Genomic DNA, 21,613 nt, shown 5'->3' with positions numbered 1-21,613 from the left:
CCTCGCAGCACCGGCCGCATCTCCTGCCTCCCCCCGCCACCGGGCAAGATCAGCCCGGGTGGTGAAAGTGGCTGGATGGTCAGGGCCCAGCACCCGCAGCTCGTCGTCCAGAAGCTCGGCAAACGCCCTCGCAGCACCGGCCGCATCTCCTGCCTCCCCCCGCCACCGGGCAACATTGCCGCGGGCTTGCAACGAGGAAGGGTGATCTGACCCGAGGCGGTGTCTGCTCGTACTGGCCAAGTGCTGGAAGTGACGAATCGCGGCCGAGACCTGGCCAGCCTCCCCAAGGCTGAGGCCAACGCGGAAGAGAAGCGGATGAGCGCCGTCAGCCAGGTACAAGGCGCCTTCGGCGTTACGAGCGAGCTCTTCAGCGCTGGCGCGCAGGACTTGCACCAAGTGGCTGTCACGTTCGACCTCTGGCCAGGTCGCCATCAACGCGTCGGCAGCGACGCGGGCCAGCCATTCGCGATCTTGGTGTGTGAGCGCGCTACGAACAGCGCGTTGAACTGCCACGTGGACGCGTACGGCTCTGTCATCCTGGCGATCGTGATCGACTAGGCTGAAGCGGTGTAGGGCTCGCAGTGCGCTAGTGGCGTCCTGGGACGTGACTTCATCCTCATACATCAGGCCTGGGCCGGAACCACGGTGCTGTGTCAGGTAATCGAGGGCGGGTTGGCTGGTCAGGACCGGCTCAGGGACGCCGTTGGGGTCCAGCATCGCAGCCAGCTGCAGCATAGGGCGGGCCAGCCCCGCAGGCCGGAGCTGGTCGGCGCGATCAATTGACAGGGACCATGCAGCGGCCACGGTAGAGGTGTGGTCGTCGGGCAGCCCAGACTGCTCGGGCAGCACATCATTGAGATTTCCCGTGTGGTCCCCGAGAAGGCGACGATAGGCGGCGCAGGACAGGTCAGTGTCGATGAGGTAGGCGGCTGCCTGCGAGAGAGCCAGCGGCAAGTGGCCCAGATCGCCGGCCAACCCCCCAAGGTCTTCGGGGGACTCGTGGCGGCCGTGGGCGGCAAGTGCGCTGGTCAAGTAGTCAACGGCCTCGCCGTCGGTGAACTGGCCCAATGACATCATGTGCCGCCCCCCGCCCAGTAGGGCGGCATCGCGACGGCGGGTGGTGACGAGGGTGCGGCCGATCGGGTTGGCAGGCGGCCATAGGCCAAGCAGGTCATTGGGGTCGGCGACATCGTCAAGAACGATCAGCCAACGGCGCTGCGCGGTGTTAGGCCTGAATGCCAACCAAGTCAGAAACGCGCGCGCAGCCTCTTCCGGGTCTTCCAGAGCCGCGCCGAGCACCTCAGCCGCGGCCTGGGCGTAGCTAGCCACCACTTCGGCGCGGGTGCTGGCGCCAATCCAGACCAGTAGGTCCAGCTGTCCCGCGTGCCACTGGGCGCGGGCGTAGTGAGCGGCAAGCTGGGTCTTTCCGGAGCCCCCTAAGCCGACCAGCACCTGACTTGTCGCCTCGGTACCTTCCTCCGCCATCACCTGCTCCAGCCGCTCAGCAGAGGCACGGTCCTGGAAGCAGTCAGCCTGTCGAGGCAACACACCAATCTGGAGCGGCCAGGTCACCGCAGGAGGGGGTCCAGCGTAGTAAGTGACCTGATGGTTGACGTGGCCAATCGCCACGCTGCCGCTGCTGCCGCGAACGCGGATGGGAGTGCCGCCCGGCGTACCTGCGCTCGCAGGTGGCACGGTCCGGGGTGGGCTAGAAGTCCCCGAGCTGGCAGTAGAACCAATGTGCACGCCATAGATCAACCCGGCCGCAATCGAGCCCGCGTCGGCGCGGATGTCTACATTTCCAGCTACGGTCACCCCGTCCCGCCCGGCCGACACCCCGCCCAGCAGAGCGTGCCGGGCGAGCACGGCCCGCAATTCGTCGGCGGCTTGGTCTAGCTCCGTGGCGTCCAGACTCTCCAGCATGTACTCAATGCGAGTCTGCCAGGACACCTCCTGGCGTGTCAGTTCCGCCTGTGCCGGTTCGGCGGCCTGCAAGGCGGCGGCGGTCCGGCCCAAACGCTCCAGCTCAGCTTGCTCGCGCTGGCTGTTACCCCGACCGAGCCACCGCGCCAATGCTCGCCGAAATCCGGTCCACGCATCTGTATTCGCAGCCGCGACCACCGCGGTGCCACTGGCCGCAGCTAGTGCCACCAAGGCTTCGTCCAGCATTCCGCGCACCTCCCCCCACTGGCGTCATCAGGACCGTAGCGGTGCAGTTAGCTAGCACGCAGCGTTTCGCAGGAACACTCTCTGCATCTCCAGCCTGACGCCTTCCGGAGCCGCCTGTATATCGCTACCCGCCATGGACGCACCAATTGCCGGCATGAGGCCGTAGGTGATGTCACCTCAAACCCGCCGACCGCTGACGCTACTGAACTTGAATGGGTGATGTCGGGGCGTTCGTCTAAAAGAGCGTTTTGTCCCGGCAGGGGTGTTTGGTGGTGCTCTATGGGGCGAGTTGGCCTGTGGCTGTCGAGATGGATGGGCTTGTTGCGCCTCGTGTGACAGGGGGCATTGTGTACCAGCCCGTTTTCGTAGAATCGCTCCTGTCTGATCCCAAGGCGCCCCCGCTTGGCGCTGTTTGCGCCCTGGGGAAGCACCGCGCCCGACGGTACTACCGAAACATGACGCGACACCGCCCGTATCCGAGCGATCTGTCCGATGCCCGCTGGGAACTGCTGGAACCCACGCTGTCAGCCTGGCGGGCCGAGCGACGAAGCAAGGGCCTGCACATCGGACGCCCACCCGAGCACGACCTGCGCCGCATCATGGACGCCATCCTCTACGTCGACCGCACCGGGATCCCCTGGCGCTACCTCCCGCACGACTTCCCACCGTGGGAATCGGTCTACGGATACTTCGCCGCCTGGCAGAAAGAGGGCATCTTCGACCAGCTCAACGGCGTGTTGCGTCGCCTCGTGCGCGAAGCCGAAGGCCGCAACGCCGAGCCCAGTGCCTGCGTGCTGGACGCACAAAGCGTCAAGACCTCCGCCAACGTGCACGCGACGGGCCAAGGCATCGACGCCGGCAAGAAAATCGCAGGCCGCAAGCGCCATCTCGGTGTCGATGCCCTCGGCCTCCTGCTGGCGGTCTGGGTAACCGCCGCGAGCGTTTCCGACAACAGCGGCGGTATCCACGTGCTGTCCCGTATCGCTGCCGAGAACCCCCGCGTGACCAAGGCCTGGGCCGACACCGGCTACCGGACCAAGGTCATCGACCACGGCGCACGCCTCGGCATCGACGTCGAGGTCGTCCAACGCGACCCCGGCGTCAAGGGATTCAAGGTGATTCCCCGGCGCTGGGTTGTCGAGCGGACCTTCGGCTGGCTCATGCACCACCGCCGCCTCGCCCGCGACTACGAAACCCACTCCCACCGCTCCGAAGCCATAATCCACGTCGCGATGATCGACCTCATAAGCCGCAGGCTCACCCGGGAATCCACCCCGAACTGGCGCAACACCTGAACCTCGAACCAAACACTCCCGCCAGGACAAAACGCTCTTTAAGGGAAGGCACTAGCCTCGACTCCGGAGACATCGAGAACGTCCTCCCCAACGCCGAGGAGCACTTGGATCCGAACCTCGTCGAGCAGACCGTCCGGCGCAGGGCCACCAAGCTGCTGAGGCCAAGTCGGACGGCCTGTGGAACGGCATATGAGCGACGGTCACCTCCCCAGCGCCGATGGTGAAGGCAGTGTGAAAGCGCTGGTCATTCGATATGGTGATTCCCTTCAAAGCAAGAGGGGGGCGCAGTGCCATACGCCGCAGAGATCAGCCGGACCAATCCAGGTTGCTTCATCTTCCTCGTGGACCAGTCCGCCTCCATGAGCGATCCCATGGGCGCCGGTGAGGTCACGCAGCAGAGGGCCGAGGTCGTGTCCGACGCGATCAACCGGCTGCTGACCGAACTGTCCGTCAAGTGTGCCAAAGAGGAAGGCGTACGGGACTACTTCCACGTGGCCGTGATCGGGTACGGACACAATCACGTGGGCTCCGCGTTCCAGGGGACGCTGGCCGGGCGCGACCTCGTTCCGCTGAGCGAGGTCGCCAACAACCCCGCGCGGGTGGAGAGCCGTACCAAGAAGGTGCCCGATGGCGTCGGCGGTTTGGTCGAGACCTCGGTGCAGTTCCCGGTCTGGATGGACCCGGTGACCAACGGCGGCACGCCCATGACACGCGCCCTCGGCTACGCGGACAGCCTCGTGGCGAACTGGGTCGAGGCCCACCCGAGTGGCTTCCCTCCGATCGTGCTCAACCTAACCGACGGCGAGTCCACCGACGGTGACCCGACCAGCGCTGCCATCGCGCTGGCCTCGCACGCCACCGCCGATGGCGCGGTCCTCCTGTTCAACCTCCACGTGTCCGGCAGCGGCGGCACACCGGTCACCTTCCCGGACAGCGATGACGGGCTGCCGGACACGTACGCACGGCTGCTGTTCCAGATGTCCAGCGTGCTGCCCAGCCACATGCGCTCCTACGCGGCCTCACAGGGGCACCGTGTCAGCGAGACCACCCGGGGCTTCGTCTACAACGCGGACATCACCTCCATCGTGGAGTTCCTCGACATTGGCACCCGCGCCACCGAGCTGCGCTGACCACCGAGACGGAGCTGCGCTGACCATGGAGGACGTTTCGGCTCTGCCGGAATGCCAGCTGCTGCGGGTACCCAAGGCGGGCAACTCGCTCAAGGAGTGCGAGGACGCGGGACTGTCCTGGTTCGGCGACGCACGGGCCGACGACGAGGGCCGTACCCTCCGCCCGCTGTACGCGGCGGTGTCCGACGGCGCCTCAGAGAGCCTGCTCGCGGGCGCCTGGGCGGAGCGCCTCGTCGCGGACGCCGTTGAGTCAATGTCCTTTGGCCGTGACTGGTGGGACGACGTGGACACGTTCGTCGTCGACCTTATGGAGCGGTCCGCGCTTCGCTGGGAGGCGTACCTCGAGTGGTACCGGGCGGAGCGCGACGCCCGTGGCCGACCAATCACCTGGTACGAGCAACCTGGCCTGGAGAAGGGTGCGTTCGCGACCGTGTTGGGGGCGGAGGTTCGAGCCACCGTGCCCGGTAACGGTAGGGCCGATTGGTCTTGGCACGCCTTCGCCCTGGGCGACAGCTGCCTGTTCCATGTGCGGGACGGTGTCGTCCGGCGGGCCTTCCCCCTCGAGGACGTCGAGGGCTTCGGCATCACCCCCCAGCTCCTCGGGAGCCGTAACCACGACACGGCCCTGGTGGCCGAGCGGCTGCAGCTCGCCCACGGCACCCTGGCGCCAGGCGACGAAGTGCTGCTGGCCAGCGACGCACTGGCCGCCTGGCTGCTGTCCCCTCACCACGGGCACCGGGCGCCAGGCACCCTGCTGGCCACGCTTGCCGAGTTGGGCGATGAGCCCTTCACGGAGTGGGTGGAGGACCAGCGGGCGCGCGGGCTCATGCGCAACGACGACGTGACCCTTATCCGGATACGGGTGAGAACGGAGGCGTGATGGCTGTGTCCCGCGGCGGTCGCCCCGCCACCGCAACCGGTGGGGTCCGGAAGTTCCCCACGGGCGCAAACTACGCGGAGGCCCTGCAGCACCCCGAACTCTGCTTCCGCGATCCCGATCTCCAGCACGGAACCGTCCAGCAAAGCCCCGTCCTCGGGCCCAAGGCGATCTCCGGCAACTTTGCCAGCGTCTTCTCCGTCACCACGCTGGACGGGCAGCGCTACGCGCTCAAGTGCTTCACCCGGGACACCTCCGCCATCGGCGCCCGTTACACCGCAATCAGCGCTGCCCTGCGCGCGCTCGACACCGGTAGCCTCTCCCAGCCGTGGCCTGTGCGCTTCGAGTTTTTGGAGCAGGGCGTGCTGGCTCTCGGCGACTGGTTCCCGGTGGTCCGGATGGCGTGGGTGCAGGGCACCGACCTCATCTCATGGATCGACCGCCACCGCCACGACTCTGCTGCCGTCCACGCCCTCGCCGACCGCTTCCTGGCGATGGCGGGCGACCTGGAGGACCACGGCATCGCCCACGGCGACCTGCAGCACGGCAACATCCTCGTGGCGGACGACAGCACCCTTAGGCTTGTCGACTACGACGGCATGTATGTCCCCGCCCTCAGGGGCGAGGCGGCGACGGAGAACGGCCACCGCAACTACCAGTCGCCGGAGCGCGGCGCCGCCGATTTCGGGCCCGCCATGGACCGCTTCTCGGCCTGGCTCATCCACCTCTCCCTGCTCGCCGTCGCCAGCGACCCCGGCCTGTGGACCCAGCTCCACGACACCCAGGGTGAGTATCTAATCCTCTCCGAGCCCGACTTCAAGGACCCGGCGACCTCACTGGCCTGGCCCCTACTCCTCGGCCACTCCGACCAACGGCTCCGCACGGAGGCCGCCCGTGTCCGGGGCTTCCTCAGGCAACCCTGCTCTACGCTGCCCCGCCTGACCGCCGACGCGCTCACTCTCCCCGCCCCACCCCGCAAGCGAAAGGGCGGCGCCGCGGCTCCCTCGGCGACCGGCGGTACGACGGGTGCCGCCGCCCCGGCAAATGCACCTTCCGGTGGCATCCCAGCCTGGCTGGTGGATCGCGTGGCGTCCGCACCCGCCAGAGCGGTGCCGACCAGCGCTCCGGCCCCCGCCTCCGCGGGCTTCACCGGGCGCCGCCCTCGCGACCTGGCGGCCGCGGCCACCGCCGTACTGAGCACCGCCGCCCCCGCCGTGCTCGCGGTCACTGTCGGACAGCCGGAGGGCTACCTGCCCGCCGCGCAGGGGGCCGCCCTACTCGCCTCGGCCGCCATGATCGGCGTAGGCCGGCGGCTCAGGCCGGAGTATCGAACCGCCCGCCAACGGGTCCGGGGACTACGTCGCCGGGCCCGCGAACTCAAGGATCCGGCCGGCGCCCACAGGCGGCTGGAGCAGGAGATCCAGAAGCTGGATGCCGCCACTGCCAAGGATGGCGCGGCCACTGACAAGCGCATCCAGACCCTGCAGACCGACCTGCGCGACGGACTGGCTCGCATCACTATGGAGCTGAACCGCCGCACCGACCAGTCCCGCAAGCGCAAGGCGGAGCTTCCCGCCAGAGAGCAGAGCATGATCGCCGCCGCGCTGGAACCGGCGGTGCGCCAGCACGTCGAGGCGAAGCTGCGCGCCACTTCGATTCAGGAAGCGCGGTCACTGTCGAACATGGGCGCCAAGACGGTCGGGGCTCTGGTGCAGGCTGGTATCCGCACCGCGGCCGACTTCACGGGGGTGTCCTACTCCCAAAGCCAGGGTTCCGGGAGCCGTGTCGCCTACTTCGTCCGCCCAGGCGGCCACCACGTCCGCGTGGCCGGCGTGGGCGAAGCCCGGGCGACCGCCCTCGACGCATGGCGCCGGTCCCTGGAGCAACGGGCAAGGGCTTCCGCACCCGCCAAGCTGCCGGGGCCAGCCCTGACGAGGATCCGCGCAGAGATCGCCACGCTGCGGGCGCAGTACGACCGGGAGGTAAAGCAGTCGGAGAACAAGGCCCAGCGGGACCGGGACGCCCTCCAGAAGCGTATTACCGACGAACGGCAGCGGCTGACGGCCGACCGCCAGCAGCGCGCTATGGAGACCCAGCGCAAGCGTGCCGACCTGTTGCGACGCCAGAAGCAGCTGAGCGGTGCCGAGGCGGAACGAGCGAGGGTGACGGGCGAACTCAGCACCGCACGGACGGAGACCCGCCGCAACCTCGGTGTCCGGAAATACGTCACATTCCTGTTGACGGGCCATTGAAGCAGGCCCGGGGCGAGCGTGCACCGTGGGCAGCAAGCAGTGGATGGCGAAGGCTGACGAGATGGCTCTTCCGCTCCGTCGAATGACCCGGGCCGCGGCGCCGAGAAGGCCAGCGAACGCGCCCATGAGGGCGGCACCGACGCCCAAGGGCTGCGCGAGAGTGGGCGCACCTGGGCGAGGTGGATGGCGGCACCAGTGATCAGTGGGCTGGGCAACGGTGGGCAGCCCACGTCCGACCTGGTCCAGACGCTGGGCACGGTGGAGGTGCTGGGCGGCACTGCTCCGTGGTTCCAAAGCAGCTCGGATGCTGTGAGACCTGTCGCGCACCCTCACGCAGGCGCGCCGGGCTCCCCATCTGACGACGTCCTGGACCGACGTGCCTCAAGAACCCGGCGGACTTCTGCCAGCTGCGCCTCGGCATTCAGCAGAGTGGTGATCAGCTTCGAGTGACCGGCTTCCACAACCGGTTCGGCGACGGCGTCACCGGTGTACATTGCGAGGGTGCGTGCCAGCTCAAGGACGGCATCCCGCGCCGCTCGTTGTTCGTCCTCTTCGAGATGCTCCGAAAGCTTGAGCCACTTCGCCTCATTGTCGGCGGCTTCCCGTGCAGCGAGTACGACGATCTCTCGTACTACGCGGCGGACGGCATCCTCAAGGACGAGTGCGTTCCGTAGCAGCGGTACGGCGACCATGTCGTCCTGATCGGGCTCATGCCCACGCGGGAACATCCGGTAGAAGCCCCAGGGGTCTTGGGCCTCGCTCAGCCGTTCCAGCGCTTTGAATACGGGCTCGAACGCGTTGAGCGGCGGATTGGGCATGGGGAGTGTGGCCCGCTGGTTCCAGAGTGCGAGGACGGCGGTCGCCGTTTCACTCCGAATGGCGTCGGCGTCCGCCTCTGGGGTGGTCTCCGCGCGGATGATCAAGTCGCCGACGTGATGGGCCATCCAGCGGCCAAGAACATCGTGCTCCGCAAGGCCAGCGGCCACTTCCTTGCCCAGTTCGAGGGTCCGCTCAAAGCTCGCGACATCCTCCGGAGTCATCGTAGAGGTAAATCTTGTAGGACCTTTCGCGTGGGGGTAGGGATTCGTCATCGTCGTGGTCATACCTCACCGAATAGGGCTGACTGTGGTCTTTGTGAGTACGGTCGATCATCACTTCGACGATCATGCTGCGTCCGGTCAGAAAAAGGAGCTCCTGGAGGGCATCAAACCGAATTTCCAGCCGCTGTCCCTCCGTTCCTGTCACTCGGTCCGAACTAGTCGCGGCCGTGTCGTCCCAGACGGTGCTGCGGAGGGCGGCGCTACCGGCACGAGTCCATTCCCGCATATCTGAGTCCGGTTGCAGCCCCAGCAGACCGACGAATTCGTCAGCGGGCCGATACGGCGGGTACCTGACCCGAGCGGCCAGAGGGTCTCTGTTGTCCTGACCTTCGCGCCCATCCGGGACGACAATCCAACCGCTCAGCTGGAAGCCTTGGGCATCGAACTGGTAGTCGCTGTCGTTGGCGTCCGGGATGCGATACGCCATATACGAAGGGGCGGTCTGCAGGGCGAGCGCGAGCGCCCTGGCCTTTTCGGGAGTGACCAGAGCGCTGCGGATCAGGACTTGCTGCGCGGCCTCGTAGCTCGTGTCGTCGGAGCTTTCCCAGACCGTGACCCATCCGTCGCTCGCCAGGAGACGCTCACTGAAGTGCCGGCTGTTCAACTGCCAGATCCAGCCGGGCTTTGGTGAGTCGTCTAGCCCCCGGAAGACGCTCTGCGGCGAGGGGTCGCGCCGGTCGGCAAGCCATCTGCCGTCGCCGCGCGCGAGGAGAAAGTCACTGAGCCAGTCGGTGAACAAGTCGCAGTCCGCCTCACTGTCCCGGTACACGGGATGCGTCTTCAGCAACTCCCCGGCAACGGTCCACAAGGCATGGGTGGAGAGATAGAAGTCCAGATCGTCCGCGTCCGGCCAGGTCGTTTGGTGGGCGAAGGTGCTTCCTTCCCTGTACAGCTTCAGGGTGTGGCGCGGATCGTCCTCATGGGCGCCACGGCAGGAGAGCTGCCAGGTGTCCGTGATGGTGTGCCCCACGAGTCGCAGGACCATCTCCTCGGAGATTCCGAAAGCTTCCCCGAGCGGCTTGCACCAGCGGTCTCCGAAGTCCACGAAGAAATGGAAGTCGCTCGGCTCAGGTGCGAGGGGTCCCTCATCCGTCTCATTCCGTGCTCTTGCACTGCGTTCAGCCCATGACTGGCTGACAACCTTCTTGGGGCTGTTGATCCCGCGCACGATGTCGAGTTCGTCGGCTGTCAGACTTCCGGAGCCGGAAGAGGCCAGGGCGAGGCAGATCGCTTTCGCGTTTTCCTGCATCACGACATGCGGTCCGTCATCGAAGATCACCTTCCGCAGCAACGGCTCGAATTCCGCGAGTTCCTGATGCGTTGCCGCGTTCTGAGCGGCACGCGCGAGGGCGAAGAGCAGCCATTGGAGGGCGTGTCGGCCGTAGAAGGGCAGACGAGCGTCGTGGAACGGGGTCACGTCAAGAGTGCCCAGCGCGAAGCGCTGCAGCGCGTCGAGTTCTTCTTTGCAGCCGAGTTCGACGAGGAGCCGGACGCAGTGCGCGGCCCGCCACCTTGCGTCGTGCTCGGAGTCGCCGAGGACCGCCCACAGATAGCCTGCGAGGCATTCCGCGGCCTTTGCCGGTTTGGCGGGAAGATCGGTGAACACGCCGTCGGCCGAGTCCTGGGGAGCGAGGTCGGCGAGCATGGTCCCGAAGTCATCCAGGACGACCTGCGCCTGTACGCCGGTGAGCCGTGGAGCGAGCCAGGCCGCCAGGTGGTGGCACTCCTCGGGGAGGAACGCTGCGGGCCGCGAACCGAGTTCCCGAAGTGCTGTTCCGAGCAGATCCGCATCAGGGGTGCCGGCCAGGTCGGCGAGGCTTTGTAGGTCGATCGGCTCGTAGCCTTTTGTGGTCAGCTCCCGGCTAAACCGCGTGGCGACCGTGCCCCCAAGATGACGCAGTTGCCGGCGTGCGGCCAGGGGAAGCAGGGGCAGCTCGGCCAGCCTCTTGACCAGATGTGTGTAGTCGAAGGTGCTGAGGTGGGGATTGGACTGGAACGCGGCAAGCACGTCGTCGAGTTCGCGCAGGGGCACCCTGACCGCTCGGTCGATGACCTGCTCCATACGTAGCAGGTGGTTCGAACGGTGTACCAATTGGCGGGCCTTCTCCCAGCCCTCGTCGGTGGAGAGATCACACGCTGCCAGGGAGTGCTCCAACTGTCGCGCACGCGTCGCTCGCGCATCGTCCTCCTCACCCCGCGTCCATCGGGGAGAGCTGGAGCCGGATGACGCCGGAAACGCGATGTGGCGGGACCCGACGGCGAACAACGTTCCAGAGAGGTCGATGCCCAATTCGCTGGCGGTCTGGTCAAGGCGTTCGAAGGATGCGGTGCTGAAGCGACGTGCCCGCAGGAACTCTCCCAGCGTCCCGGCGATGCGTTCCCCGTCGCGGGGGGCCTCGCGCAGGGCCCGTTCGACGAGGTCGAGGGAGCCGACACGGTGCCCGTCGAACGGCACCATCGCCAGAGCAGTGACCGCGGATGGAGCAAGCGGGCCCGCCTCCTCGCCGAGAAGTGCCTGGAGGAACGGGCCTTCGGAACACAAGCGACGGTCACGCCAGCGGGAAGCGACGACTGTCGCGGTCGTAGGGTCCAAGTGGCCCATGGCGCTCAGGACCGTGGAGTGGTCCATTGCGTCCCCGAGATAGGGCTGAAGGCTCTCAGCGAGCTGGGCAACGCGATACGCGCGGCGATCGTCCTCGTGATTTCCCTCGGAGGCTCGGCGGGCGACGGCGAGGAGGGCCCGCCACAGGTGGTGTACGTCGTCGCCCACGCGGTCGGTCAGATCGATTGCCCGGGTGAAGTAGGCGTGAGCCTCATTCGTGTCGAATCGTTGGACAGCGCGGGCGAGTTTCACCATCTGCTCCGCCTTGTACTCAGCACTGTCGTGGGTGGTGTCGAGCGACGCGGCGACGGACTGTGCGAGTTCGATGGCGATGTGCTGCAGTTCGTCGACGGGGGCGGCTGCTCGGACGGCGTCGATCAGGACTTCGTCTGCAATGTGCCTCTGCGCAGCCCGATACCAGTCGAGCAGGAGCCGACGCGTCACCTCGGAAGAGCCGAAGGCGAGAATCCGGACACCGAGTCGCGCGACACCTCGATAGAGGAAGTACGGCAACTCTTGTCCGCCATGCTTCCTCGGTATGGCGGCCACGAGATCTCGGAACGGTACTTTTGTGTCGCCGGAGGCTCCGACTAGGCATTCGATCCACAGGCTGGCCCAGGCGCCGAGGGGTATGACGCTCTGCTCGTGGTCGTTGAGTGTGCTCGAGTACGTATGGGGATGTTGCCGCGCATCCAGAACGTCGTCGCCCGCAACCACGTCTGGGTCGAAGGGCAGTCTCCGGATCTTCGACATCAGCGCGAAGCCGCACAGGAGTGCGAGTGTGTCGGTGTTATGGCCGTAGCGGCTTCCGGCACCCCGGCCCAGGTCGTCAGGGAGATTGAGGCGCAGGATCCTTTCGGCCTCCGTGTCAGGCAGCACGCCGTGGCGCAGGCCCATGGCGATAATCCAACCGACCGCCGGAAGCGCCTTGTTCTCCTCCGGGAGACCCCGATGCCGGCGAAATGAGACAGGTCTGCGTTGGCGCTTCAGCATTCTCACCAGGCGCCGCGCAAGCTGTGCCTGGCAGACGAGGTTGGCCTGCCAGGCGGCGTAGGCGACGGCGAACTGGAGGTACTTCGAGCGCGTCGCCGCGTGGCCGAGGGCCTCCAGTTCCTCGGTTCGACCCGAGTCGGCTAGCCGGGTGGTGATGATCACTCCGGCCTCGAAGCCAACCCAATTGGGGCGCCATCGGGCCAGGTATCCGACGCATGCCTCGACGCCGTCGGTGTTGAGGAGTCCGAAGGCGACTTCGGCAATATCCGTCGCGGTGACGCGGTGGCGATGCGGATTGTCGTCGTCGGGCTGCTGCACCCACGCTTTGAGCCATTCCGCCGCGTTGCGTAGCCGACTGCGGGCGAAGTCGGTCTGGCCTGCGGCGAACGAGAGCAGGGCGCCTTCGAAGTGAAGGTTGGAACCTGGCCAGTCCGCGGCAAGGCTGCGGTTCGCGACTATGTCTTCGACTGTGATGGCGTCCAGGAACTTGCCCGCTAGATCGGTATTGCTCCTCAGTAGATGAAGTCGGCGGGAGTGTCCGGCGGCCAGGCTTCCAGCCTTGACGGCCAGCCGGGCTGCCTCCCACTCCTTTCCCACGCGCAGTGTGGCCTTGAGGGCGAACTGGGCCCGCTGCTGAGCGATCTCCCGTTGTTCCAGATCGTCACCTTCGGGGAGGGCGCCGTCGGTCATCGCCAGCTCGACCAGGGTGTCGACCTGGCCGGCCTCCCACAGCAGTTGAGGCAGAGAGGCCGCCACATACGGTTCGCCTGCGGCGAGCGGCGTCAGGCGGTCGATGAAGTCGATCAGGGACTGGCCGGTCGGCCGATACCTCGTTCGAAACCACGTCTCGGTCGGCTCATCACGGAACTGCAAGGTGTCACCGTCGACGAGCAGCGGGCGTCCGAGATCGGCTGCGAAGCTGTGGATGAGCGCGGCCGGCACCCCGCACAGCTCGGTCAGAACCCCTACGGGGATCCTCGGCCGGAGTGCGGCCATGGCCTCGCACAGGCGGTCGATCTCCGCACTCAGGTGGTGGTTGGCGTCCTTACAGTGGTCCACCAAGCTCTGCAGGAGTTCGTCGAACAAGGAAACGTCGGGATGTCTCGCCTCCCCAAGAGAGGCGAGACAGGAGTCGAGGTCCGACGCCGTACTGAGAACGAGGGCCTGGATCCGGGGGTTGCCGCCGGTGCGACGGTGGAACTCAGCCGCCTGCGCCTCGGTGACCGCGCCAAACACCGATTCCAGATGCTGTCTGGATTCGACGACACCGAACCCCGCGAGCTCGATTCTGTGGACGCTAGGCGGCGGTTCCAGCAGATCGACGCGTTCGGTGCGGCACAGCATGACGAGTCGCACGTTGTCTGGCAGGGCCTCCCGAAGCAGATCTGCGACGAAGGTTCGCTCACCAGCGTCTCTCGCAATGAGAGCCGCGTTGTCGGCCGCGTCCACGACAAGAACCAGGAGCGCTCCGGAAGTAGAGGCCGCGATGGCCTCTGCCGCGCCCCTGACTCTGACCATGAACGCCTTCGCGTAGTCGGCCGGCTGGGCCGTACCGGCCGGAATCAGTGGATCGCACAGAGCATGCGCAGCAAGCTCGTTGGCCAGCTGGACCAAACCTTGTTGATGCTGATGGCGAGGTGAGCTGGAGCGCCGGTAACCACCGTTCCCGAAGCAGTCGTAGACGAGGGTGACGGATCCGGCCGGCAAGTTCCGTTCGATCTGCGTGGTGAGCACGGACTTGCCGACGCCTCCGGCGGCGTGGACAATGACCGGCCGTTGGGTGGACCCCACGATGTCGTCGGCGATCGCGCGAGTCTGCGGAGTCACGATGACGCGCCCGGGCCGGTCAATGAGGTTGGGAGTAGGCAGAACGCGCTCCGGGGGGACCCCGAGAGCAGTAAGCACAGTGGAGCGGTCGACGACGTGATTCGTCTCGAGCGAAGTCGCCCGTCTCGCAATCATCTCCTTCAGCAGAAGAGGCTGCACATCGGGGGCGCCGGGCAGAAATCCGGCCAAATCCAGCCGGAACAGCCTTTCGAGCCGTAGCAGGCCCGGAGCCGTGGGGTCCACCTGCAGCCGATTGAAGAACTCGGCTTCGCCGTCCGCATCGTCGGAAAACCCCGCATACTGCTTGAGGAATTTGACCTCGTGGGCGTATGTGCCATGCTCACCGCCTGCTGCCAGGATCCCGATCGCTCGCAGTACGGAGTCGCGGACCGGCCGATTGGAAAGAAACTCGAAGGTCACCTTCCGCTCAAACCCCGGCGACTCCAGCCGGATCTGTCTGAACTTCTCCGCGAACCCGCTGACCGTCCCCGCAAGACCCGACACGGTCCACTCCTCCGTGGCCCGCGTTGTTGAATGCTTCAGTTGCCGATACACCGCACGGTTCGCTTCGCGAAGCCCGGTCGCGCCGTAGTACTCGGCGATGTCAATGACGTCCTCGCCATCGCGACCCTCCGTGTCGTCGTGCGACACGCCCTCGATGGCGATGGCAGTCAGATCGGCACCAGGGAGCAGCAGCTTCAGCGCCTGCCGAGCCGCCCAGTGATAGTGGAACTGATCACCGTCCCGGCTGGCACGCAGAAGATCGGTGTCAGCCATGCCCACTCCCGGCAGACCTCAGAGCGACGGAACAGGGCAAGGGTCTCCTCACATCACACCAGATCAAGACGGTATAAGCCTGCACACGCTATCCACCCCTCCCTGAGTCAGGCAACGCGTCTACGACGCATCGTGTCCAGTTGGATGGACGTAGATCGAAACGACGTACACGGCGCCGCCTACCGGGGACGACTGTCATTGCCGGGTCAGCCGCACCAGCGGTGCCACCGCGGTCGGCCTTGGGATGAACGGCACGCAGCACCACCCGTCGAGGAGAAGGCCCCACCCGGCAGAAATCACACGCCGATTCGGGAATCGCCGCTTCAGTTCTTGTGGAACACTCGCGCCGCATCGGGGTCCCGAACTCGATAGGCGAGGTCAGGTCCGAACGCACTGGAGTGTTCCGTACCCGGAGATCCCGATGAACTGGGACTGGAGGTCGTCCCCGTAGACGCGGGAATGTTCAGGCCAACGCGGACCAAGATCCGGACCATGCCCGGGCCAGCCACCCGTCACCTGCCCCAGCAGACTCTGTTTCAGCAAGTCAGTAGCGTGCTAAGCCCGTACCACCAGCAGACCAAGAACCTGCTGGGCGCTCCGCGCAAGTTGCTGGACTCAAACGCTCGGCACCACGAAATTCTGGGCACTGCTGCTTGATCAGACAATGCATCAGATCGCGTGACCAGCGACACAGAGCACGGTGTGCATCACTCAGCCATGCCTACCGCGACCGGCTCCAGACAGCTAGACGAGAAGTATGAACATCAACGACACCCGCGATCCACACGATCGGAGCCCCCGCAGAGCCCCGTGGCCACGGGGCCCCAGCTCACTCCTTGAATTCCGGCCGGCGCAGGACGACAAATCTGTCGTGCGACATCTCTATAGGGGATGTGTCAGCACCGTTCTCTGGCCCCCGTGCCCAACAGCGCATGCCCCGGCCCCCATCCGAGCGGTACTCGGGCCCTGACAAGTCCCGGAAGATCCGCGTGCTCCTACCCGAGGAGCTACCCGACGTGACCAAGTCCGTCGCCGCCGCCCTCCTGCGCGTCCTGATCGCCGATCCAAGCTGGCCGTGCCCCGAGACCGGAAACGGCTAGCTGGGAGGTGCGGGCGGCGGCTGGCTCTTCTCGCCCGCTTCAAGGTACGACAGCCCGCAACGCGCTCCATGCCGCGCACAGACTGGGGGTCTCACCGCACGTGATCCGCTTCGCGTTCGCCGGACGCTGCTCCACCGAGGACCTTCAAGATCCCGAGGCCTCGCGGAACTGGCAGCTGACCCGCGCCCAAGCCCTGATCGAGCCCGCCGGAGGCCAGATCGTCACCGAATACTTCGACATCGGCCACAGCCGCTCCCTGCCCTGGCAGCGCCGCCCCCGCGCCAACGAACTCCTCGCAGCACTGCGCAATCCCGACCGCGGGTTCGACGCGGTGGTGATCGGCGAGCCGCAGCGCACCTTCTACGGCAACCAGTTCGGCAACACGTTCCCCGTGTTCGTGCACTTCCGCATCCCTCTGTGGGTGCCCGAGGTCGGCGGCCCGATCGACCCCGACAACGAGGCCCACGACCTCGTCATGTCCGTCTTCGGCGGCATGAGCAAAGGAGAACGCAACCGCATCAAGATCCGGGTGCGGACCGCCATGAGCTCCCAGGCCAAGCTCCAAGGCCGCTACCTCGGCGGACGACCGCCCTACGGCTACCGCATCGCCGACGCCGGACCCCACCCCAACCCTTCCAAGGCCGCCGCTGGCCAGCGCATCCACAAACTCGAACCCGACCCCGCCGCCGCACCCGTCGTGCAACGGATCTTCCGCCAGTACGTCGACGGCATGAGCGACAAAGCCATCGCCGCCCAGCTCACCCGCGACGGCGTCCCCTGCCCCTCCGCCCACGACGCCGCCCGCAACCCGCACCGCCTGAAAACCGCGTGGCAGCAGGGCGCCGTGCGCGCCATCCTGCTCAACCCCCGTTACACCGGCTACGAGATCTGGAACAAGCAACGCAAGGAAGAACGCCTCCTCGACGTCGACGACGTCACCCTCGGCCACCGCACCAGCATGACCCACAACCCGGTCGAGGAGTGGATCCGCTCCAACGAACCCGCCCACGAAGCCATCATCAGCCCCGATCTCTTCGACACCGCCCGCGCCGTCCGCCGACAGCGGGCCCGCAGCCAGGGCCGCCAGGAACGAGCCGGAAAACACGGCGCACGCCCCTACACCCTGCGCGGACGGGTCCGCTGCACCCTGTGCGGACGGAAGATGCAGCCCGCCACCATCCGCGACCACGTCTACTACCGCTGCGAATTCAAAAACCAGGAACAGGCCCTCTACCCCGACCTCACCCACCCGCGCACCGTCTACCTGCGCGAAGACGCCGTCTGCCGGGCCCTGGACCGGTGGATCGCCCGGGCCTTCGTCCCCGACCGGCTCACCGCCACCATTGAAGCGCTCGCCCTCGCCAGCACCGCAGCGATCACCGCAGAGACTCACACACCCGAGCAGGCGCAGGCACGCCAGGCGATCAAGGACTGCGAGCGACGGCTCACCCGCTACCAAGCCGCCCTCGACGCCGGTGCCGACCCCCTGGTCGTCACCCAGTGGATCAACGAGGCACAGAAGGACAAAGAGGCGGCGCGAAAGAAGCTCGACGCGCTTCCCACCACCACTCGAAAGAAGGGAGCTCCACTCGACGCGCAGCAGATCCGGGAGATCACTGAGAGCCTTGGAGACATTGCGCAGCGCATCCAGACAGCCGACGCCGACAAGAAAGGCCCACTGTACGAAGCCCTGGGCATCACCGTCAGTTACGAACACGAGAAGAGGACCGCGACCGTCAGGTCGAGGCCCTCGTCTACGTATCGTCAATGGTGGTGTCCGAGGGGGGACTTGAACCCCCACGCCCGATAAAGGGCACTAGCACCTCAAGCTAGCGCGTCTGCCATTCCGCCACCCGGACCAGGTGCTGTCGCACCGGAGAATGATCCCCGGCGGCGACATGGACAACAATACCAGGGGTTCGAGGCGCCTCTCACCTGCATATCCGGTGGTCAGTGGGGTGTGCTGGGGCGTCGGGAGCAGGGTGCATACAGCGTGTACCGGTGCATATGCGCTGCGTGAGACTACCGTCGGGTGCGTGAGTGATGGCAGCTATCGACGGCCCAGGGCGCTCTCCCCTCTGCGTGAGCATCTGCGGGACACCTTCTGGTTCGCGCCCACCCTGGCGCTCGTGCTCGTCTGTGTGCTGTGGTGGGCGGCCGACTCTCTCGACGCCCTGATCCTGGACTCTCTCCAGGAGGCCGGGCAGTACGACGACGTCCACTACCTCACCGGGATCGCCGAGGACGCGAAGACGATCGTCACCACGATCAGCGCGGCAATGATGACCTTCATCGGTGTCGTCTTCAGCATCTCGCTGGTGGCCGTGCAGATGGCCGCCGGGAACTTCAGCCCCCGTGTCGTGCGGATCTTCATCCGGAGCCGGATCAGCAAGCTCACCTTCTCGGTGTTCCTGGCGACGTTCCTGCTCTCGCTGCTGGTACTGACGGCGTACGACAGCGAGAGTGATCCGGCGCTGGTGAAATCCGTCCCGCTGGTGCAGAGCGCGCTGACCCTGCTCATGGTGGCGCTCAGCCTGCTGCTGTTCATCGCCTATGTGACGCAGACGCTGCAGCTGATGAAGGTGGGACCCGTGGTGGAGCGGGTGACCAAGGAGTCGCTCCATGTGCTGGCCAAGATGCCGGTGCAGGCGGCGGAGGGGGAGCCGCTGGCCGCCGAGGTCGCCAGGGTGAATCACCAAGGGCGGTCCGGGACGCTGCGGGATGTGCACGTGGCGCGGCTCGTACGCATCGCGCGGCGCCGCGGAGTCGTACTGCGGTTGATCCCCCGGATCGGGGACTTCGTGGTGCCGGGGATGCCGGTGATCGCCGTGCACGGTGAGCCGGGGCACGTGCCGGTCCGGTGGGCCCTGCGGTCCACCGTGTCGGTCGGGGTGGAGCGTACGTTCCACCAGGATCTCGGGTTCGGGCTGCGGCAGCTGTCCGACATCGCGCTGCGGGCGCTCTCGCCGGCCGTGAACGACCCGACCACCGCCGTGCAGTGCCTGGACCGGATCGTGCTGTTCCTGGCGATGGTCTCGAACCGGCCGCTGGGAGCTGTGCACCACCGGGACAGCAAGGGGGTGGTTCGGCTGGTGCAGGACGTGCCCGAGTGGGGTGATCTCGTCGATCTCGGGTTCACGGAGATCCGGGGGTGCGCCGTGGGGAGCCCGCAGGTGTCCCGGCGCATGGTGGCCGGGATCGACGATCTGCTGCGGTTCGTCCCCGCGGAGCGGCGGGAACCGCTGGAGCGGCATCGGGCGCTGCTCGTGCAGGCCGTGGAGAGGACCGTACCCGAGGCGGCCGAGCGCGCCTTCGCGCTGGAGCCCGACCGCCAGGGCATCGGATAGGGACCTCATGGGGATTGCGCAGAGGTACGCGTAGAGGGGGGCTGCGTATTACGCGTTGAGCTGGTACTCGGGGAAGTTGCCCGGCAGCCGCTCCCCCGCCGGTCCGTCCGTCACCGCGCGGACCAGCAGTTCGCCGCCGACGAACGCGCCCCGCCAGGACGCGCCGAAGCCGCCGAACAGCTCCTCGCGGTCGCCGCGGGAACGCGGCTTGCCATGCCCGGTCTTGAAGGCGCGGATCTGCGGGGCGAGGCGCTCGAACGTTGCCGGGTCGTCCGTCGACAGGGTCGCGACGAGGGCGCCGTTGGAGGCGTTCATCGCGGCGAGAAGTTCCGCCTCCGTGTCGACCAGGACGATGGTGTCGACGGGGCCGAAAGGTTCCGCGTGGTGCAGCGGGGAGGACGGGGGCGGGTTGAGGAGGGTCACGGGCGGGAGGTAGGCGGAGGTGTCCTGGCCCTCGAGGAAGTGACCGTCGGTCAGCGCGCCCCGGTGGAGCGGGACGGCGCCGCGGTCGATGGCCTCGGCCACCTGGTCGGCGAGTTCCTTGGCCTTGGCGGCGTTGATGAGCGGGCCGAAGTCCAGGGTGGGCAGTGGGTCTGCAGGGTTCTCGACCGCGAGGGGGTGACCGATGCGGATGTCGCGTACGGCGGGGAGGTAGGCGGCCAGGAAGTCCGCGAACGCCTCGCGCTGGACGACGAAGCGCGGGTACGCCGTACAGCGCTGCTTGCCGTAGTCGAACAGCTTCGGAATGACCGAGGTCAGGGCCGGCCAGTCGGTGTGGTGCCAGATGCCCCAGGTGTTGAGGCCCTCCTGCTCCAGGATGTGGCGCTTGCCGAGGTCGGCGACGGCGGTGGCGATACGGGCGCCGGTGTCGCGGCCGCCGACGAAGGAGACGCAGCCGATCTCCGGGGAGCGGACCAATGCCTCGGACAGTTCGCCGCCGCTGCCGCTGACCAGCGTGACGGGGATGCCCTCGCGGGCGGCGAGCGCGCAGGCCAGGGTGAGGCAGGCGACGCCGCCGTCGGTCGGGGTCTTGGCGATGACCGCGTTGCCGGCCAGGGCCTGCACCAGCATGGCGTGGACCAGGACGGACATCGGGTAGTTCCAGCTGGCGATGTTGGAGACGGGGCCGTCCAGCGGGGAGCGGCCCTCGAGCATGGGCTCGATGCCCTCGACGTACCAGCGCACTCCGTCGATCGCACGGTCGACGTCGGCCTGGGCGAGCCGCCAGGGCTTGCCGATCTCCCAGACGAGAAGCAGGGCGAGCAGTTCGCGGTGTTCGGTCAGGGCGTCGAGGGCCGCGGCGACGCGAGCGCGGCGCTCCGGCAGAGGGACGTGCCGCCAGGCGCGGTGCTGGTCGAGCGAGGCGCGCACGGCCTGCCGGGCGGTGGCCGCGCCCAATCGGGGCGGGCCGGCGATGGGGCTGAGGTCGATCGGGCTGGTGGCGGGCAGGGCGCGGCCGTCGGCATGCCACTCGGCGCCCCAGAGGTTGAGGACGCGGTCGTCGCGGAAGGACTCGGGCGCGGTGACGATGCAGCGCTGCCAGGCGTCGGGCCAGGCGGTGCCCGGCTTGAGGCTGAGGGTGGGTGTCATGAGGTGGTTCTCCGCTCGTTCGGGGCGGGAGGTGGCCATCACGAAGGGGGTGGGCGGCCGGCTCGCACACGCCGGGTCGCCCCAGGAGATTCGCCCGAAGCGTTACCCGTAAGTAACAGGCTTACTCACAACTGCCGCTGAATGAGTGAGAGTTCTCAGCCTGCGGACTGCGCAAGGCGCGCGTGCACAAGGCGTGAGGTCCCGGTCGGCGTCGAACCGGCACGGACGCCCGCCGCTTCGGGGCGCGTTGCTCGGCTTCGGCCGTGCCGCCGGGCGCCCGGGATGATCGCTCCGGCGTGGCCCGTCGTCCTGCTCTCGGGGTGGTGAAGCCTGCGATGCGGCCGGCGAAGGGCTTGGTGACGTGCTCGGCGACGTACACCGCCGCGCGCTCCTCCGCGTCACCTCCGATCTCTCCGATGAGCACGACGAGTTCGGTGTCCGGGTCGTTCTCGAAGGGCGCGAGGCTGTCGGTGTGGGTGGTGCCGACGACCGGGTCGCCGCCGATGCCGACCGCGGACGAGCAACCTATCTCCCGAAGCTCGTACATGAGTTGA

11 protein-coding genes and 1 tRNA gene are annotated in these 21,613 nt (G+C 67.1%); 6 read left to right on the top strand and 6 right to left on the bottom strand.

Features of this window, described 5'->3' with window-relative positions:
• Positions 1 to 2,169, bottom strand: a 2,169-nt coding sequence (locus ABZ208_RS03590) for an NB-ARC domain-containing protein (protein ID WP_356907913.1), incomplete at its 3' end; no start/stop codon positions are given.
• Between the two features lie 455 nt (positions 2,170 to 2,624).
• On the opposite strand from ABZ208_RS03590, the gene ABZ208_RS03585 reads away from it, so the two are divergent.
• The 4 genes from ABZ208_RS03585 to ABZ208_RS03570 all read left to right on the top strand — a co-directional run bounded on the left by ABZ208_RS03585 (position 2,625) and on the right by ABZ208_RS03570 (position 7,723).
• Positions 2,625 to 3,464, top strand: a complete 840-nt coding sequence (locus ABZ208_RS03585; RefSeq protein WP_356907912.1) for an IS5 family transposase — start codon at positions 2,625 to 2,627, stop codon at positions 3,462 to 3,464.
• A 287-nt stretch (positions 3,465 to 3,751) separates the two neighbouring features.
• On the top strand, positions 3,752 to 4,594 hold the full coding sequence (locus tag ABZ208_RS03580; protein ID WP_356907911.1) for a vWA domain-containing protein: 843 nt from the start codon (positions 3,752 to 3,754) through the stop codon (positions 4,592 to 4,594).
• A gap of 25 nt (positions 4,595 to 4,619) precedes the next feature.
• Positions 4,620 to 5,474 carry a hypothetical protein gene (locus tag ABZ208_RS03575; protein ID WP_356907910.1) on the top strand — a complete coding sequence of 285 codons (855 nt, stop codon included), beginning with the start codon at positions 4,620 to 4,622 and terminating at the stop codon, positions 5,472 to 5,474.
• Entirely contained in the window at positions 5,474 to 7,723 is a 2,250-nt protein-coding gene (locus ABZ208_RS03570; protein WP_356907909.1) for a hypothetical protein, read from the top strand. The genes ABZ208_RS03575 and ABZ208_RS03570 overlap by 1 nt, the downstream gene beginning before the upstream one ends.
• Positions 7,724 to 8,052: 329 nt before the next feature.
• On the opposite strand, the gene ABZ208_RS03565 is transcribed toward ABZ208_RS03570, so the two are convergent.
• Both ABZ208_RS03565 and ABZ208_RS03560 read right to left on the bottom strand, forming a co-directional pair.
• The gene (locus ABZ208_RS03565) at positions 8,053 to 8,763 is read right to left on the bottom strand and encodes a hypothetical protein (RefSeq protein ID WP_356907908.1); all 711 of its coding nucleotides are present in this window, start codon (positions 8,761 to 8,763) and stop codon (positions 8,053 to 8,055) included.
• Positions 8,735 to 15,022 (bottom strand): hypothetical protein, encoded by a 6,288-nt coding sequence (locus ABZ208_RS03560; RefSeq protein WP_356907907.1) that lies wholly within the window; start codon positions 15,020 to 15,022, stop codon positions 8,735 to 8,737. Before ABZ208_RS03560 ends, ABZ208_RS03565 begins: the two co-directional genes overlap by 29 nt.
• A 1,200-nt stretch (positions 15,023 to 16,222) precedes the next feature.
• Between ABZ208_RS03560 and ABZ208_RS03555 the strand changes: the two genes are divergently transcribed.
• The gene (locus ABZ208_RS03555) at positions 16,223 to 17,932 is read left to right on the top strand and encodes a recombinase family protein (protein ID WP_356907906.1); all 1,710 of its coding nucleotides are present in this window, start codon (positions 16,223 to 16,225) and stop codon (positions 17,930 to 17,932) included.
• On the opposite strand, the gene ABZ208_RS03550 is transcribed toward ABZ208_RS03555, so the two are convergent.
• Positions 17,894 to 17,981 (bottom strand) — tRNA-Leu (locus tag ABZ208_RS03550). The genes ABZ208_RS03555 and ABZ208_RS03550 overlap by 39 nt on opposite strands.
• Positions 17,982 to 18,158: 177 nt before the next feature.
• Here ABZ208_RS03550 and ABZ208_RS03545 point away from each other — a divergent pair.
• Complete coding sequence (locus ABZ208_RS03545) at positions 18,159 to 19,469, top strand: DUF2254 domain-containing protein (protein ID WP_356907905.1); 1,311 nt, start codon at positions 18,159 to 18,161, stop codon at positions 19,467 to 19,469.
• A 48-nt stretch (positions 19,470 to 19,517) separates the two neighbouring features.
• On the opposite strand, the gene ABZ208_RS03540 is transcribed toward ABZ208_RS03545, so the two are convergent.
• Positions 19,518 to 21,059: an aldehyde dehydrogenase family protein gene (locus ABZ208_RS03540; RefSeq protein WP_356907904.1), complete on the bottom strand. Its 1,542-nt coding sequence runs from the start codon at positions 21,057 to 21,059 to the stop codon at positions 19,518 to 19,520.
• Positions 21,060 to 21,180: 121 nt separating this feature from the next.
• Positions 21,181 to 21,606: a hypothetical protein gene (locus ABZ208_RS03535; RefSeq protein WP_356907903.1), complete on the bottom strand. Its 426-nt coding sequence runs from the start codon at positions 21,604 to 21,606 to the stop codon at positions 21,181 to 21,183.
• Positions 21,607 to 21,613 lie beyond the last annotated feature (7 nt).

This window comes from Streptomyces sp. NPDC006208 (genome assembly GCF_040613775.1).
Lineage (GTDB): Bacteria > Actinomycetota > Actinomycetes > Streptomycetales > Streptomycetaceae > Streptomyces.
This window is presented reverse-complemented; position numbering and strand designations above follow the sequence as displayed.

Bases quoted from the DNA above. Each gene is read 5' to 3' on its own strand.
- ABZ208_RS03575 (WP_356907910.1), top strand. From the start codon at position 4,620: ATGGAGGACGTTTCGGCTCTGCCGGAATGCCAGCTGCTGCGGGTACCC.
- ABZ208_RS03570 (WP_356907909.1), top strand. From the start codon at position 5,474: ATGGCTGTGTCCCGCGGCGGTCGCCCCGCCACCGCAACCGGTGGGGTC.
- ABZ208_RS03535 (WP_356907903.1), bottom strand. From the start codon at position 21,606: ATGTACGAGCTTCGGGAGATAGGTTGCTCGTCCGCGGTCGGCATCGGC.
- ABZ208_RS03560 (WP_356907907.1), bottom strand. From the start codon at position 15,022: ATGGCTGACACCGATCTTCTGCGTGCCAGCCGGGACGGTGATCAGTTC.
- ABZ208_RS03540 (WP_356907904.1), bottom strand. From the start codon at position 21,059: ATGACACCCACCCTCAGCCTCAAGCCGGGCACCGCCTGGCCCGACGCC.
- ABZ208_RS03565 (WP_356907908.1), bottom strand. From the start codon at position 8,763: ATGACTCCGGAGGATGTCGCGAGCTTTGAGCGGACCCTCGAACTGGGC.
- ABZ208_RS03585 (WP_356907912.1), top strand. From the start codon at position 2,625: ATGACGCGACACCGCCCGTATCCGAGCGATCTGTCCGATGCCCGCTGG.